Origin of the sequence: Enterobacter quasiroggenkampii (genome assembly GCF_043972695.1) — a bacterium.
Classification (GTDB): domain Bacteria; phylum Pseudomonadota; class Gammaproteobacteria; order Enterobacterales; family Enterobacteriaceae; genus Enterobacter; species Enterobacter quasiroggenkampii.
In genome coordinates, this window is the sequence record NZ_CP143745.1 from 3,435,942 (window position 1) to 3,451,188 (window position 15,247).

The 15,247-nt window shown below is 54.5% G+C and carries 15 protein-coding genes; 7 read left to right on the forward strand and 8 right to left on the reverse strand.

The genetic code is table 11. The features are described from left to right. Positions 1–43: 43 nt before the first annotated feature. The 3 genes from prc to V1572_RS16490 all read right to left on the reverse strand — a co-directional run bounded on the left by prc (position 44) and on the right by V1572_RS16490 (position 3,392). A complete protein-coding gene (prc, locus tag V1572_RS16480) occupies positions 44–2,092 on the reverse strand; it encodes a carboxy terminal-processing peptidase (protein WP_025910096.1) in 2,049 nt (682 codons plus the stop codon). Positions 2,093–2,111: 19 nt separating this feature from the next. After that, positions 2,112–2,798 (reverse strand): RNA chaperone ProQ, encoded by a 687-nt coding sequence (gene proQ / locus V1572_RS16485; protein ID WP_014884292.1) that lies wholly within the window; start codon positions 2,796–2,798, stop codon positions 2,112–2,114. A gap of 96 nt (positions 2,799–2,894) precedes the next feature. After that, a complete protein-coding gene (locus V1572_RS16490) occupies positions 2,895–3,392 on the reverse strand; it encodes a GAF domain-containing protein (RefSeq protein WP_395299386.1) in 498 nt (165 codons plus the stop codon). A 132-nt stretch (positions 3,393–3,524) separates the two neighbouring features. On the opposite strand from V1572_RS16490, the gene yebS reads away from it, so the two are divergent. The 4 genes from yebS to V1572_RS16510 all read left to right on the forward strand — a co-directional run bounded on the left by yebS (position 3,525) and on the right by V1572_RS16510 (position 9,276). Then, positions 3,525–4,808, forward strand: a complete 1,284-nt coding sequence (yebS, locus tag V1572_RS16495) for a membrane integrity lipid transport subunit YebS (RefSeq protein ID WP_045908227.1) — start codon at positions 3,525–3,527, stop codon at positions 4,806–4,808. After that, positions 4,777–7,410, forward strand: a complete 2,634-nt coding sequence (locus tag V1572_RS16500) for a PqiB family protein (RefSeq protein WP_045908226.1) — start codon at positions 4,777–4,779, stop codon at positions 7,408–7,410. The genes yebS and V1572_RS16500 overlap by 32 nt, the downstream gene beginning before the upstream one ends. A gap of 77 nt (positions 7,411–7,487) precedes the next feature. Continuing rightward, positions 7,488–8,930, forward strand: a complete 1,443-nt coding sequence (rsmF, locus tag V1572_RS16505; RefSeq protein WP_395299387.1) for a 16S rRNA (cytosine(1407)-C(5))-methyltransferase RsmF — start codon at positions 7,488–7,490, stop codon at positions 8,928–8,930. Between the two features lie 106 nt (positions 8,931–9,036). Next, positions 9,037–9,276 carry a YebV family protein gene (locus tag V1572_RS16510; protein ID WP_008500472.1) on the forward strand — a complete coding sequence of 80 codons (240 nt, stop codon included), beginning with the start codon at positions 9,037–9,039 and terminating at the stop codon, positions 9,274–9,276. Positions 9,277–9,310: 34 nt separating this feature from the next. On the opposite strand, the gene pphA is transcribed toward V1572_RS16510, so the two are convergent. After that, a complete protein-coding gene (gene pphA, locus V1572_RS16515; protein ID WP_048223724.1) occupies positions 9,311–9,955 on the reverse strand; it encodes a protein-serine/threonine phosphatase in 645 nt (214 codons plus the stop codon). 166 nt (positions 9,956–10,121) lie between these two features. On the opposite strand from pphA, the gene V1572_RS16520 reads away from it, so the two are divergent. Next, a complete protein-coding gene (locus V1572_RS16520; RefSeq protein WP_395299388.1) occupies positions 10,122–11,063 on the forward strand; it encodes a VirK/YbjX family protein in 942 nt (313 codons plus the stop codon). A 304-nt stretch (positions 11,064–11,367) separates the two neighbouring features. On the opposite strand, the gene V1572_RS16525 is transcribed toward V1572_RS16520, so the two are convergent. From V1572_RS16525 to yobA, 4 genes are all read right to left on the reverse strand, one after another. After that, a complete protein-coding gene (locus tag V1572_RS16525) occupies positions 11,368–11,859 on the reverse strand; it encodes a hypothetical protein (RefSeq protein ID WP_395299389.1) in 492 nt (163 codons plus the stop codon). A gap of 654 nt (positions 11,860–12,513) precedes the next feature. Next, a complete protein-coding gene (locus V1572_RS16530) occupies positions 12,514–12,852 on the reverse strand; it encodes a YebY family protein (RefSeq protein ID WP_048029434.1) in 339 nt (112 codons plus the stop codon). Between the two features lie 16 nt (positions 12,853–12,868). Then, the gene (copD, locus tag V1572_RS16535; protein ID WP_126533677.1) at positions 12,869–13,738 is read right to left on the reverse strand and encodes a copper homeostasis membrane protein CopD; all 870 of its coding nucleotides are present in this window, start codon (positions 13,736–13,738) and stop codon (positions 12,869–12,871) included. 1 nt (position 13,739) lies between these two features. Further along, on the reverse strand, positions 13,740–14,111 hold the full coding sequence (gene yobA, locus V1572_RS16540; RefSeq protein ID WP_048029432.1) for a CopC domain-containing protein YobA: 372 nt from the start codon (positions 14,109–14,111) through the stop codon (positions 13,740–13,742). 137 nt (positions 14,112–14,248) lie between these two features. On the opposite strand from yobA, the gene V1572_RS16545 reads away from it, so the two are divergent. Continuing rightward, on the forward strand, positions 14,249–14,479 hold the full coding sequence (locus V1572_RS16545) for a DNA polymerase III subunit theta (RefSeq protein ID WP_008500465.1): 231 nt from the start codon (positions 14,249–14,251) through the stop codon (positions 14,477–14,479). A gap of 110 nt (positions 14,480–14,589) precedes the next feature. Next, positions 14,590–15,240 (forward strand): carbon-nitrogen hydrolase family protein, encoded by a 651-nt coding sequence (locus V1572_RS16550; RefSeq protein ID WP_048223735.1) that lies wholly within the window; start codon positions 14,590–14,592, stop codon positions 15,238–15,240. Positions 15,241–15,247 lie beyond the last annotated feature (7 nt).

Consider the following 15,247-nt stretch of genomic DNA (forward strand, 5'->3'; position numbering starts at 1 on the left):
GTACAAAAAGAAACAGGCACAATGTCTTGTGCCTGTTGGGAGGTTATTTTGCCGGAGCGGGCTGTACGGCAGGTTTCTCTTTTTCCTGATTCGCCAGGTCGAGAGCGATATGCACCGTCTCGTCGAGATACGGATCCGGCTCCTGGTAATCTTTTGGCAGATCGTCCAGTTTCTTGAGCAGAGGTTTGCCTTCACGCTTGAAGCGATCGTTGATACGCGCCAGGCGGGTTGCATCGTCTTCGTTGTTCTCTTTTTCACGCTGAGCGTAGTTCAGAGAAACAATATTCCGCTTATCCTTCAGAGCATTGAATCGCGCAATGTCCTTCATGATGTACTGGAACTCCGGATCTTTCGCGATGCGGTCGTTATGCGCCTTCAGCAACTCAGGGCCAAACTGCGTCATATCACCCGCTTTCACGTAGGTCGCGGCATTGATGCTGTCCCACGGCAACGCGTTATCTTCAAACTTCTCGCCGGTTTCCGTCTCCTGGGTGCCAGTCGGCATGATGATGTCCGGCGTGACGCCCTTACGCTGCGTACTGCCGCCGTTTACGCGGTAGAATTTCTGAATGGTGTACTGAACCGAGCCCAGCGCAGGCCATTCCGGACGCAGCATCTGATCGTAAATACGATTCAGAGAGCGGTACTGCTGAACAGTGCCTTTCCCGAAGGTTGGCTCACCGACGATCAGCGCGCGGCCGTAGTCCTGCATGGCTGCGGCAAAGATCTCAGACGCGGAAGCGCTGAAGCGGTCAACGAGAACAACCAGCGGACCTTTGTAGTAGACCACACCGTCATTGTCCGCATCTTCGCGCACTTTACCGTTGTTATCGCGCACCTGAACCACCGGGCCAGATGGGATGAACAGGCCAGAGAGAGAAACCGCTTCCGTCAGCGCCCCGCCGCCGTTACTGCGCAGGTCGATGATGATGCTGCTGACGTTCTGCTTTTCAAGCTTCTGCAGCTGAACTTTCACATCGTCAGTCAGCCCGACGTAGAAGCCAGGAATATCCAGGACGCCCACCTTCTCTTTACCCACGGTTTTCACCGACATTTTCACCGCGCGGTCTTCCAGACGGATACGCTCACGGGTCAGGGTAACGATACGGGTTTTGGTGCCTTTTCCGGCTGGCAGAATTTCCAGACGAACCTTGCTGCCTTTCGGACCTTTGATCAGCGCAACCACGTCATCAAGACGCCAGCCGATCACGTCGACCATGTTCTGGCCGGTTTGTCCCACACCCACAATACGATCGCCTACGCTAATCGCTTTGCTTTTAGATGCCGGGCCACCCGCGACCATCGAATTGATCACCGTGTAATCATCGTCCATCTGCAGCACCGCGCCGATACCTTCCAGAGACAGGCTCATTTCGGTATTGAACTGTTCGGTGTTGCGTGGTGAGAGATAGTTGGTGTGCGGATCGATTTCGTGCGCAAAGGCCGTCATGGCCAGCGAGAAGACATCCTCACTGTTGGTCTGGGCCAGGCGACGAATGGCAAATTTGTAACGACGCGTCAGCGTGTCACGGATCTCTTTTTCGTCTTTGCCGGTGAGCTTAAGGCTCAGTTCGTCGTATTTAACTTTGCCGTCCCACAGCGCATTCAGCTCGGCTTCATCTTTTGGCCAGGGCGCTTTGCTGCGGTCCAGATTGAAGGTGTCGTTGCCGGTGAAGTCCATTGGACGTTCCAGCACTTTCAGCGCGTACTGATAGCGTTCGAAGCGGCGCTTTTGCGACAGGTTGTAGAGATCGTAGAACAGATCCAGCTTGCCTGAACGCAACTCGTCACCCACCTCGGATTTTCGCTTAGCGAACTGCTCGACATCGCTGGCGAGCAAAACGTTATGGCTGTAATCCAGCAAGTTCAGATAGCGGTCAAAGATTTTGGCCGAAAAGGCCTGATCGAGATCGAACTGACGATAGTGCGAACGGGTGAAACGTGAGGTCACGCGCTCGCTCACCGTCGCGTGCTGCGTCTCTTCCTTGAGTACCGGAATTTGATCAACACGCGTGATATCGTCCACTGCAAAAGCGTGACCTGTTATAGCAAACAGACCCGCCAGCGCGGTGAGCTTAAAAAAAGTGTTCATGCCAGGCTTGGCCTCCGTTTCAGAACAACAAGTGTTCTGCGCGTACAATCATTGACATACCAGAAGTCAGCTGTACACGAACGCCATCTTTGGTGATTTCCAGTACGGTGGCGTCCATAGCATTGTTACCCGCTTTTACCTTCAGTGCCTGACCGACGCTCAGGGCGTTAATGTCAGAAACCGGCGTATGGCGCGGCTCTTCACGAGGCGCACGCGGGGCTTTTGCTGCTGGTTTGTCTGCACGCGGTTTGCGATCGTTATTATCGTGACGACGCGGCGCAGGGCGTGGTTTACGCTCACGACGAGGCGCTTCTTCCTGGCCGTTTGCCGCGGCGGCTTCGCGTTTTTTCGCTTGCTGTTCCGCACGTTGTGCCTGAACGCGTGCTTTGGCTTCTTCCAGCTGCTTGCGCGCATGCTCAACGTGCTGCTCGTCCAGCTCACCGCAAGGGTTGCCGTCGAGATCCACGCGAGTCGCGCCAGGTTTGATACCGTACAGGTAACGCCAGCTCGAAGTATAAAGACGTAAGGCGGAACGCAGCTGAGTTTTGCTGAGGTTCATTTCCCCTTCAACACGTGCCACCAGATCCTGAAAAATACCGACTTTCAGGGGACGAGCTTCACCTTCCGCGCTGAAGCACTGCGGGAAACGCTCGGCCAGAAATGCGATAACTTCTTTACTGCTATTCAACTTAGGTTGATTTTCCATGAAATTTCCTGATTACAACGGACGTTGCCAACAAGCGCAGGCATGAACAGGCGTCATTATAATGACGCTATCAGTAAATGCTACGTTATCCGTTGATTATCCTGCGACGCTCGCAAAGAATTTTTGATAATCGGTTGCTGCGAGTACGTTTTCCAGATTCGCCACCAGCTCGCGCAGCCCCTGTTCGTCCTCGGTTGTAAAGCGACTGAAGACCGTACTGTCGATGTCCAGAACGCCAATAATCTGATTTTTGACCACCAGCGGCAGAACGATTTCAGAATTACTGGCAGCATCACAAGCAATGTGTCCGTCAAACGCATGAACGTCTTCCACACGCTGGACCTGATTCTCGGCCACCGCCGTGCCGCATACGCCACGCCCAACCGGGATACGCATGCAGGCCAGTTTGCCCTGGAACGGACCAAGCACCAGCGTTTCACCTTCCAGAAGGTAAAAGCCCGCCCAGTTTACGTCAGAGAGACGTTCAAACAGCAATGCGCTAGTATTTGCCAGAGTGGCTAAGAAGCTGGTCTCACCCGCCATCAATGCCTTAAAATCGCGGTTCAGATCCGCGTAGAATTCTGTTTTGTTCATTATTCAATCACTTAGTTGTCTTACAAAATTACCGCATAGCCTATTAAAATAAGCATTAAATGCGCTCATGCTCAAGATGAATCCGTTCATGAGTTATTATAACTTTCAACAATACTTATTTGTGCGCAGCTGATGGCCTTAAAAACAACCAAAATTACGCCGACGAGAAAGATAACTGTCCATACGGTAAGCGAAGCTTTGCCTCGTGCACATTATCAGCGTTGCCCCCAGTGCGATACGCTTTTTATGTTGCCGAAGATGAAATCGCACCAAAGTGCCTTCTGTCCCCGCTGCGACGCTAAAATTCGCGATGGCCGCGACTGGTCGTTGACCCGCCTCGCCGCCATGGCCGTCACTATGCTGCTGCTGATGCCCTTCGCCTGGAGCGAACCGCTGCTGAAGCTCTACCTGCTTGGCGTGCGCATTGATGCCAACGTGCTGCAGGGTATCTGGCAGATGACCCGTCAGGGCGATCCGATTACCGCCGCGATGGTGCTGTTCTGCACCGTTGGCGCACCGCTGGTGCTGGTTGCCGCCATTGCCTATCTCTGGTTTGGCAATATTCTTGGCATGAACCTTCGCCCGGTGCTGCTGATGCTGGATAAGCTCAAAGAGTGGGTCATGCTGGATATTTATCTGGTCGGCGTGGGCGTTGCGTCCATAAAAGTCCAGGACTACGCCTTTTTGCAGCCCGGCATTGGACTCTTTGCTTTCATCTGTCTGGTGTTGCTGAGCATCCTGACCCTGATCCACCTGAACGTTGAGCAGCTCTGGGAGCGTTTTTACCCTCAGCGCCCCGCCACGCGCCCCGATGAAAATCTGCGCGTCTGTCTGGGCTGCCACTATACCGGGTTGCCCGACCCGCGCGGACGCTGCCCGCGGTGCCACATTCCATTACGGCTGCGGCGCAACAACAGCCTGCAAAAATGCTGGGCCGCGCTGATCGCCTCCCTGGTGTTCCTGATCCCCGCAAATATGCTTCCGATTTCCATCATTTACGTGAATGGCGGACGCCAGGAGGATACTATCCTCTCCGGAATTATCTCCCTTGCGCACAGCAATGTCGGGGTGGCGGCGATCGTCTTTATTGCCAGTATCCTGGTTCCCTTTACCAAAGTGGTAGTGATGATTACCCTGCTCATCAGCATTCACTTAAAGTGTGAACAAGGTTTACGGACCCGCATTCTGCTTCTGCGATTCGTCACCTGGATTGGCCGCTGGTCAATGTTAGATTTGTTCGTGATTTCGCTGATGATGTCGCTCATCAATCGCGATCAGTTACTTGCTTTTACAATGGGACCCGCGGCTTTTTATTTCGGCTCTGCGGTGATATTGACTATTCTTGCTGTGGAATGGCTGGATAGCCGCTTACTTTGGGATGCACATGAGTCAGGAAACCCCCGCTTCGCCGACTGAAGCGAGAATTAAAACAAAACGCCGCATTTCGCCATTCTGGTTGCTGCCCGTCATCGCCCTGATGATTGCAGGCTGGCTTATCTGGACAAGCTATGAAGATCGCGGGAGTACGGTCACCATTGATTTCCAGACCGCCGACGGCATCGTCGCCGGACGAACGCCCGTTCGCTTCCAGGGGGTTGAGGTCGGTACGGTTCAGGATATCTCCCTTGGAAAAGGGCTGAATAAGATTCAGGTGCGGGTCAGTATCAAATCTGACATGCAGGATGCCCTGCGCAGCGAAACACAGTTCTGGCTGGTGACGCCAAAAGCCTCTCTGGCCGGTGTCTCCGGGCTGGATGCGCTCGTGGGCGGGAACTATATTGGCATGATGCCGGGCAAAGGCGAGCCGCAGGATCACTTTGTTGCGCTGGATACGCAGCCCAAATACCGTCTTAATAACGGCGATTTGATGATTCATCTCCAGGCGCCGGACCTCGGTTCCCTGAACAGTGGCTCCCTGGTCTATTTCCGTAAGATCCCGGTTGGCCGCGTGTACGATTACTCGATTAACCCGAACAAACAGGGCGTCACTATTGATGTGCTGATCGAGCGTCGCTTCACCAATCTGGTGAAAAAGGGCAGCCGCTTCTGGAACGTGTCCGGCGTGGATGCCGACCTCAGCCTGAGCGGCGCCAAAGTGAAGCTGGAAAGTCTGGCCGCCCTGGTGAACGGCGCCATTGCCTTTGACTCCCCGGAAAACTCGAGCCCTGCCACCGCTGATGACACGTTCGGATTGTACGCCGACCTGGCGCACAGCCAGCGCGGCGTGATCGTCAAACTTGCCCTGCCCGATGCTAAGGGGCTAAAAGCGGGTTCAACGCCGCTGATGTATCAGGGTCTGCAGGTCGGCCAGCTCACCAAAATGACGCTCAACCCGGGCGGGTCGGTCACCGGCGAAATGACGGTCGATCCGAGCGTGGTCGATCTCCTGCGCGAGAAAACGCGCATCGAAATGCGCAGTCCAAAGATCTCGCTGAACGATACCAGCCTCAGCACGCTGCTGACCGGCAATACCTTTGAGCTGATCCCGGGTGAAGGTCAGCCCAGCAACAGCTTCGTGATTGCTCCGGCGGATAAAGCTCTGTTGCAAAAACCGGGCGTGGTGACGGTTACCCTGAATGCGCCTGAAAGCTATGGGATTGAAGCCGGTCAGCCGTTGATTTTACACGGCGTGCAGGTGGGACAGGTGCTGGAGCGCAAGCTCTCCGCGGATGGGGTGCAATTCTCCGTCGCCATCGACCCGCAATACAGAGATCTGGTGCACGGTGACAGTAAATTCGTGGTGAACAGTCGCGTCGACGTGAAGGTGGGTCTGGACGGCGTGGAGTTTCTCGGCGCCAGCGCCAGCGAATGGGTCAACGGCGGTATCCGCATTTTACCGGGGGATAAAGGCCCCGTGCGCGACAGCTACCCGCTGTATGCCAACTTGGAGAAAGCGATTGAAAACAGCCTGAGCGATCTTCCTACCACCACGCTGACGTTAAGCGCTGAGACCCTGCCGGACGTTCAGGCGGGATCCGTGGTGCTGTATCGCAAGTTTGAAGTCGGGGAAGTGATTACCGTTCGCCCGCGTGCCGACGCCTTTGATATCGAACTGCACATCAAGCCGGAGTACCGCAAGCTGCTGACGCCGAACAGCGTCTTCTGGGCCGAAGGCGGCGCGAAAGTTCAGCTTAACGGTAACGGACTGACCGTGCAGGCCTCTCCGCTCTCACGCGCGTTGCGGGGGGCGATTAGCTTCGATAACCTCAGCGGTGCGGGCGCGAATCTGCGCAAGGGCGACAAACGTATTCTCTTTCCGTCCGAGACCGCCGCCCGCGCCGTGGGTGGGCAGATTACCCTGCACGCGTTTGACGCCGGTAAGCTGGCAGAAGGCATGCCCATCCGCTATCTGGGTATTGATATCGGGCAGATCCAGAAGCTGACGCTGATCACCTCGCGTAACGAGGTGCAGGCCACTGCCGTACTTTACCCGGAATATGTGCAGACCTTTGCCCGGACGGGTACGCGCTTCTCGGTGGTCACGCCGCAGATCTCGGCCGCAGGCGTTGAGCATCTCGATACCATTTTGCAGCCGTACATCAACGTGGAGCCAGGCCAGGGCAATGCCCGTCGTGATTTCGAGCTGCAGGAAGCCACGATCACCGACTCGCGCTACCTTGGCGGCCTGAGCATCGTGGTGGAAGTGCCGGAAGCGGGCTCGCTGAGCATCGGCACCCCTGTGCTGTTCCGCGGTATTGAAGTAGGTACTGTCACGGGCCTGACGCTCGGGACGCTCTCCGACCGCGTAATGGTGGCGTTGCGCATCAGTGAACGCTACCAGCACCTGGTACGTAATAACTCGGTATTCTGGCTGGCATCCGGCTATTCGCTGGACTTTGGCCTGACGGGAGGCGTGGTGAAAACCGGCACCTTCAACCAGTTCATTCGCGGTGGCATTGCTTTTGCCACGCCGCCGGGAACGCCGCTGGCACCGAAAGCGCAGCCGGGTAAACACTTCCTGCTGCTCGAAAGCGAACCGAAAGAGTGGCGCGAATGGGGAACCGCCCTGCCGCGTTAATCTGCAAGGCTCCGGTGTCAACGCACCGGAGCCTTTATGCTACACTGCGCACCTGAACTTTTCCCTGTGGTGTGCCCGTGGCTCAAAACTCCGTATTTCTTCCTGAACAATTCCTGGCGCAGATGCGCGAGGCGCTTCCTTCTCACCTGTCGTTAGACGATTTTATCGCCGCCTGCCAGCGTCCGTTACGCCGCAGTATTCGCGTCAACACGCTGAAAATCAGCGTCGAGGATTTTCTGGCACTGGTCGCCCCGTACCGCTGGCAGCTTACGCCGGTACCGTGGTGCGCTGAGGGGTTCTGGATCGAGCGCGATGACGAAGACGCCGTGCCGCTGGGAAGCACCGCTGAACATCTGAGCGGCCTGTTCTATATCCAGGAAGCCAGCTCGATGCTGCCGGTGGCAGCCCTGTTCGCCGATGGCAATTCGCCTGAACGCGTAATGGATGTGGCCGCGGCGCCTGGCTCAAAAACCACGCAGATTGCCGCCCGTATGGGTAATCGGGGCGCGATCCTCGCCAACGAGTTTTCCGCCAGCCGCGTGAAGGTATTGCATGCCAACATCAGCCGCTGCGGTATTCATAATGTTGCCCTGACGCACTTCGACGGACGCGTGTTTGGCGCCGCCTTGCCGGAAGCCTTCGACGCCATCCTGCTGGACGCCCCCTGCTCCGGCGAAGGGGTGGTGCGTAAAGACCCCGATGCGTTAAAGAACTGGTCCGTGGAAAGCAACCTTGAGATCGCCGCCACGCAGCGGGAGCTGATCGAGAGCGCATTCCATGCCCTGCGCCCTGGCGGCACGCTGGTCTATTCAACGTGCACCTTAAACCGCGATGAAAACGAAGACGTCTGTTTGTGGCTGAAAGCGCAATACCCGGATGCGGTCGAGTTCCTGCCACTCGACGATCTGTTTGCCTCAGCACAGGAGGCGGTCACCCCTGAGGGTTTCCTTCATGTGTTCCCACAGATTTACGACTGCGAAGGCTTCTTTGTGGCACGTCTGCGTAAAACACAGGCGGTTGCTCCCCTGCCAGCACCTAAATTCAAGGTCGGCAACTTCCCGTTTGCCCCCCTCAAAGGTCGCGATGCAGCACAGCTTGTCGCCGCCGCCGAAAAAATTGGCCTGGTCTGGGATGAGAGCCTGCGCCTCTGGATGCGAGATAAAGAGGTATGGCTGTTCCCGGCTGAGATCGAACCGCTCATCGGAAAGGTCCGTTTTTCCCGAATCGGGATCCGCCTGGCGGAAGTGCATAATAAAGGCTATCGCTGGCAGCATGAGGCCGTCATCGCCCTTGCCGGACGCGAGAATACCTTTGCCCTGACGCATCAGGAAGCCGAAGAGTGGTACCGTGGTCGCGATGTCTATCCTGACAGCACGCCATCAGGCGATGAAGTGATCGTGACGTATCAGGGATACCCGCTCGGGCTGGCAAAAAAAGTCGGTTCACGACTGAAAAACAGCTATCCGCGCGAGCTGGTTCGCGATGGACGGCTGTTTACCGGTAACGATCGCACGGCCTGAAAAAAAGCGCATTTTTTTACTGGCGATTTTGCTCTCCTTGTCTACGATCAAAAATGGGTGGCCGCACTGGTCATACCAGATTTTGACAACCGACCCGGAGAGCACTATGACGAAAACCAGCGTGCGTATTGGCGCTTTTGAAATCGACGACGCAGAGCTGCGCGGCGAAGCACAAGGCGATCGAACGTTAAGTATTCCCTGCAAATCCGACCCGGATTTGTGCATGCAGCTCGATGCATGGGATGCAGACACCAGCGTCCCGGCAATACTTGATGGCGAACACTCAGTCCTTTACCGTGAGCATTACGATAGTAAAACCGATGCCTGGGTCATGCGTCTTGCTTGACCTAAAGAGAACCCGCCCGAAGGCGGGTTATTTATTACTGCAGCTGCGCCAGCGTAAAGTAACCGTCAAATACGGCGCCCGTATCAATGTAGTGAAGATTGTCAAAATCATACCTTCTGTCGACAGGCGTATGTCCGAACCAGAAATGATCCGCACCGCTGATGCCCTGCCCTTTGCCCACCATAAACCCCATCAACCGATCGCGGTCCCATAAAACGCGATGGGCACTGACCGGTTTTTGCCAGCAGTATTCCGCTGCCGGATAATCCGCATGGGCAATCACGTTCAGACCGTTCGCACAGGTTATCTCAATGATATGCGGTAAATCGCGACAGGCCTCGAGCAACGACAGCGCAAGCTGTTGCTGGTCGCGTTCAAGTTGCGCAAACCACATTCCGCCATTCATCATCCAGAGAGAAAAATCGTTATTATCCAGACCGTCGAGCGCCATTTGCTCATGGTTGCCCCGGACGGCACGAAACCATTTTTCATGAATTAGCTGCAGGCATTTCACGCTATCAGGCCCACGATCGATCATATCCCCAACGGAAATAAGCAAATCCTCATACGGGTTAAAATGACGGCGTTTAAGCTCCTCCATAAGCCACTGATAACAGCCATGTATATCGCTGACAACCCAGACGTGGCGCCACATCCCACCTTCAATTCGCTGATACATAACCCCTCCTGTTAACAGTATAGCCGCCGCAGAAAATGCAACAGGCGGGCGTGGTCCTCACGAAGTGAAACAAACGGTAAACCAAACAGAAATAAAGATCCTCGCGCTATTAATCCCTTTTTCCTGGCTCTTTAGAATAAAGGGAGAAAAAAAGAGGGGTCTTCACGTGTCTAATACGCACCTGCATAACGATGTTTTCTATCCGCATCGCACAAATATTATTTCCGAGCTGGTGAACGGCAAACGCGTCCCGGGACCGATCTGGCGCAAACGCGAATATCGCCTGAAGTTCCTGTTACGTTCGCTGGTGTTCTGGTCTTCTACCCATCGAATGCTGGAGGCGCTTTCTGGTCGCGACGATTTCGACAAACTGCTGGCCTCTCAAATTACATTGCCAAGCAAAACCCACCGGCAGTACCTGATGCGCGGCCTGACGGCTAACGATCGCGCCGACGCGATCGTTAGTCATTATTACTGGATTGATAGCCTGAAAGAGAGCTGCCTCGCCCTGGCCCTGACCAGCCCGCAGGAGCAACCCGTTGCGCAGTTCCATGCAAAAGACGGTGTTATCTATACGGTCAATGCGTCCTCTGCGGGGAAAGCCGAGCGTGAAGGTGAAAGCACGCTGTGGCTTCGCGACAACGAGGATACGCTGCTGGCCAGCCTGACCTTTAGCGTCGCGCGCAGCAATGGTCAGCAAGTCATGGTCATTGGCGGGCTTCAGGGTCCCCGCCGCAGCGTAACGCGTGACGTGATTAAACAGGCCACCCGCGCCTGCCACGGCTTGTTCCCAAAGCGCGTGTTGATGGAAGTGCTTTTCCAGCTGGCTGCACAGTCCTCTGTCCGGGCGATTTTTGCCGTCAGCGATGAGGGCCACGTATTCCGCGCGTTGCGCTATCGCCTCAGCAAAGGCCGCCATTTCCACGCCAGCTACGATGAATTCTGGGCATCTCTGGACGGTAAAAAACTCTCCGCTTTCTGCTGGCAGCTGCCGCTGCAAATGGCACGCAAATCCCTTGAAGAGATCGCCAGTAAAAAACGCGCTGAATACCGCCGTCGCTTTGAGCTGCTTGATGAAATCGAGGCGTCGGTTAAGTCGCACTTTTAGACCCCGCACCCACTTTGTTGAATTGCTATAGAAAAATTAACAAGGCAGGCAAACGGGCTGAATTTAGCTATGTCGTGTTGTGAATTACAAAAAAGTTCTTAAGGGATGCTCTGTATCGTAAAGGTAGTGTTCGAAACGATTTCTTTTACGCCACAATTAACCTTCTACCATTCAAAGAGTTAAGCATTAAAAACCCGTCAAATACGGGTTTTAATGCTTACCAATACATCCATTCGGTCTGAATGTCGGTGTGCGCTGAGTTCCAAAATATTATCAAACTGAAGAACAAGCAGAGAGCTTTAATTCAGTTACATGCTTTTGCATAAAGTTCATTAAATGCTTTGATCTGAGATCGAACTTCATCGACCAGAAATTTATCATCAGTTGCGTAAGCTATCGGTCGTCGTGAATACTTGAAGCCCAGAACCAAATGATATGGTTCGGCAGCAATAAAACGAGCACCTATTTTTCGGCCTAGTTGAGTCTCACCAGAGAGAATACCGCAAACATAGGGATGCCCTTCAGAATGATGTAATGACATTTCCGTAAAAGAAACTGGCTTGGTTGTATCTAAGTCGCTGTCACAGAGACCAATCATCATTTTCCTTGTTTGCTTATCTTCAAAATTTCTTGCTAGCTGCTCTTTGAACACATTGCAACTATCAGAATTTCCTGCCCCGCGCTTAAAGAATTCAATCACTGCAGGTTTTACAGCTTCAAAATTGTATTGTTCTTGAGCATGACTGCCCTGGGCCACGGTTAAGAGTATAAACAGGAGTAAATTCTGTGTCTTCATGGACGCCATTCCCTAAAAATATCTCTTAACATATCGGCAGATTTTGGATTTACCCAACTTATTTTATCCAAATGTTCGAACCCCGCTCTGCGGAGAAAGAAAACCTGGACCGCTAACTCCTGACGGTCTTCCCCGGGCGTTCGAGAGATAAGGGATTCACCCGGGTTGAAATTCGGACCTTACTCGCCACCTTTCCATGAGAGCAGAAGCCTCGCGAACAGACCCTATGAAAAGGAGCGCGGAGAGGAGTTTGCTCAATGCTTGCTCGGCCACAAAAATTTAACAATGACCAAAAAATACCTGGACGTACGCGGTGCAGATTATGTTATGGTTTAGACAGGATATGGAATATTCGAGTAATTTTCTGGGCATTTCGGGTAAAGACCGAAAAACGCTTGAGAAACAAATAGATAAAAAGAGACCGAATACGATTCCTGTATTCGGTCCAGGGAAATGGCTCTTGGGAGAGAGCCGTGCGCTAAAAGTTGGCATTAATGCAGGCTAAGTCGCCTTGCCTTTTAAGAATAGATGACGACGCCAGGTTTTCCAGTCCACAGCTAAAGCGGTCGGAAAAAAAGCGCCAGAGCATCATAAAATGTGAAAAACCGCAGTGCTTTCGCAAGCATCTGCGGTTTTTTATTGGAAACCTGAACGTTAGCAGAGCTTGTCGGCGCGCTCGATAAACGGGGCCAGACTCATTTTCTGGCCCGGATTCGCCGGGTCATCGATCTGAATAATGCTAATCGGCTGGCCGCTGCTCTTTCCGCTGGCCACCTGCTGCTCGGCGGTTTCATTTAACGGGTATTGCACCAGCGTGCTCGGGTTGATGGCATACAGCGCATGGCCCGGACGGCAGGTCAGCATCACCTCTTCGCGGTTGAACGCCCATTTATCCTTGCCCACTTCAAAACGGCTGACGGTGATAACCTGCGGTGCGGCTAACGCGCTCCCCGTGCAGGCCAGCAATATGAGAGAAAGTACTGTCTTTTTCATATGATATTTAACCTTGTCAGAAGGGTTCCCAGGTGGCGAACAGACTGACCGTTGCCAGTACCAGCGCCCCCAGCACCACTTCTGCCTGTGTCATCCTGATAAAAATCTGTTGTGCTCGCCCGGTCTCCGGACGAAACCGTGGCACCAGAAAATACCGATTTGCCAGCGCAATTACCACCATCAACGCCACCAGCGCACATTTGAACAACAAAAACTGCACGTAGTCAGCCTGCCATGGAATATGGACGCCCAGTATCATGAGCGCATTGATCGCTCCGCTGAGCAGCACGCCCGCGACCGCATAATGGCCCACGCGCGAGAAGCGCATCATGGTATAGATGGCGGCATTCTGCCAGCGCCCTTTCGCCAGACGCATACAGAACAGCAGGGGCAGTAATCCGCCAAGCCAGGTAGCAGCACAGATCAGGTGAAACGCGTGATTAAGGCGCTGCAACGCCCCCATCGGACCGTCGTTCATCGCCGCGTGCCCTACCCCCGCCAACAGAATAAGCTGGCCCATGGCGAGCAGCAGCAGCCGCGAACCTTTCAGCGGCGCGAGCCATGCTGCAGCGACCGTCATCACAGCAAGAATTATTTGCCACAGCCAGACGCCGCCAAACTGTGTCCTCATCACGCCGAACCAGACCTGCGGGGCAAACACATCTCCCCAGCCGTTACCCATCAGTCCGCCCTGAAGCATAAACATCAGGAGTGCAGCCGTCAGGCTCACTAAGGCCGCCACTTTCTGCTGCAGCTGAAAACGCCGGGACATCAGCCGCTGGAGAGAGGAAGGCGCAAACCAGACGCTGTAAAGCGCGTTGCCAAAAACCAGCATCAGCGCCCCGAAATGGATAAAGCGCAACCCGATATAACACAGCGCCAGCATGCTATTTCACGCTAAAGTGATAGCTGCCTTTGGTTTTATGACCGTCTACAGAGACGACATGCCAGTCTACCTGGTACGTCCCTGACGTCAGCGTTTGTTCCAGCGGAACGGTGAGTTGCGCCTTGTTCTTTTCGTCTCGCGTAGCGGTACCCGTTTTGATGACCTGCTTTTGTGCGTCCGTCACCACCACACCGCTAAATCCCGGTTCGATGCCTTCTGAAAAATGCAGCGTAAGTGCCTGTGGAGCGCTCACCACGCTGTCCGCTGCCGGGATCGGCTGCTTAAGATGCGCATGCGCCAGCGCGGAGGAGGTCATCATTGTAGAGGTCAGAAAAACCAGTGCGCATACCGCGCGGGAAGCGGAGAAACCCATCGCAATCATTCCTTTTTGTTATGTCTGTATGCTAAAGAATAACGCTGTATAATAAACGAGTCGAGGAACATCCTGCCTCCGCTTGTCATCGTCGTGCAATCGCGGTAACGTTGCCGCCGCAGAAAAAGGAGAAGGTAATGAAGATCAATCTGGCCGCCCTTCCACAGGACGAGATGGATAAAGTGAATGTCGATCTCGCTGCCGCTGGCGTCGCGTTCAAAGAGCGTTACAACATGCCTGTCGTGGCTGAAGTCGTTGAACGGGAACAGCCCGCCCATCTGCGCGACTGGTTTCGCGAAAGACTCATCGCCCACCGTCTCGCCTCGGTTAACCTCTCCCGTTTACCGTACGAACCTAAAGTTAAATAAGCTTAACGAGCCGTTACACTTCCTTACGCTGAATCTGGCAGGATAAGAAAACCCTGATAAATTTAGGTGTATTCTTAAATTTCTGCGACTCAGTGTATAAGGAAGTCACGATGTCACATTGGAATATAGCGGCAGCCCAGTATGGTGGGCAGCATCAGAGTGTCGATGACCATATCACGCACCACCTGCGCTTCATCGCCGAAGCAGCACGGCAGCGGTGCGATCTGCTGGTATTCCCTGAACTCTCATTAACAGGCTCGGGTACGACGACGCTACCTCCCCCACCCGATGACGCGCAGCTGGAACCGCTGCTGGACGCGGCGCATTTTTACCGGATTACCGTGATTGCCGGGCTCCCCCTGGAACGGAACGGTCAGCGCCAGAAAGGCCTCGCGCTCTTCACGCCCGCCCGTCACCGCATCCTGCGTTACCCGCAAGGTAGCGGTGCCAGCCTGGTGCCAGGGGAGAAACAGCTCAGCATTATTGATGCGCATGCCGATTCCCCCAATCTCGATCCCAGAGCGTCGCTGTTTACCAGCAGCCAGTCCGTGGAGGATCACCGCTGGCGGCAGTCCATCAGTACCCTGCAGCGCTTCGCGCATAAATATGCCATTGCGGTGCTGATGGCGAACGCCTGCGGCGGTAGCGCGCTGTGGGATGAAAAAGGTCAGTTGATCGTCCGCGCCGATCGGGGCGAGCTGCTGTTGACCGGCACGCTCGGCGGAGAGGGTTGGCAAGGCGATATCATTCCTTTAGGCTAGGCGTTTT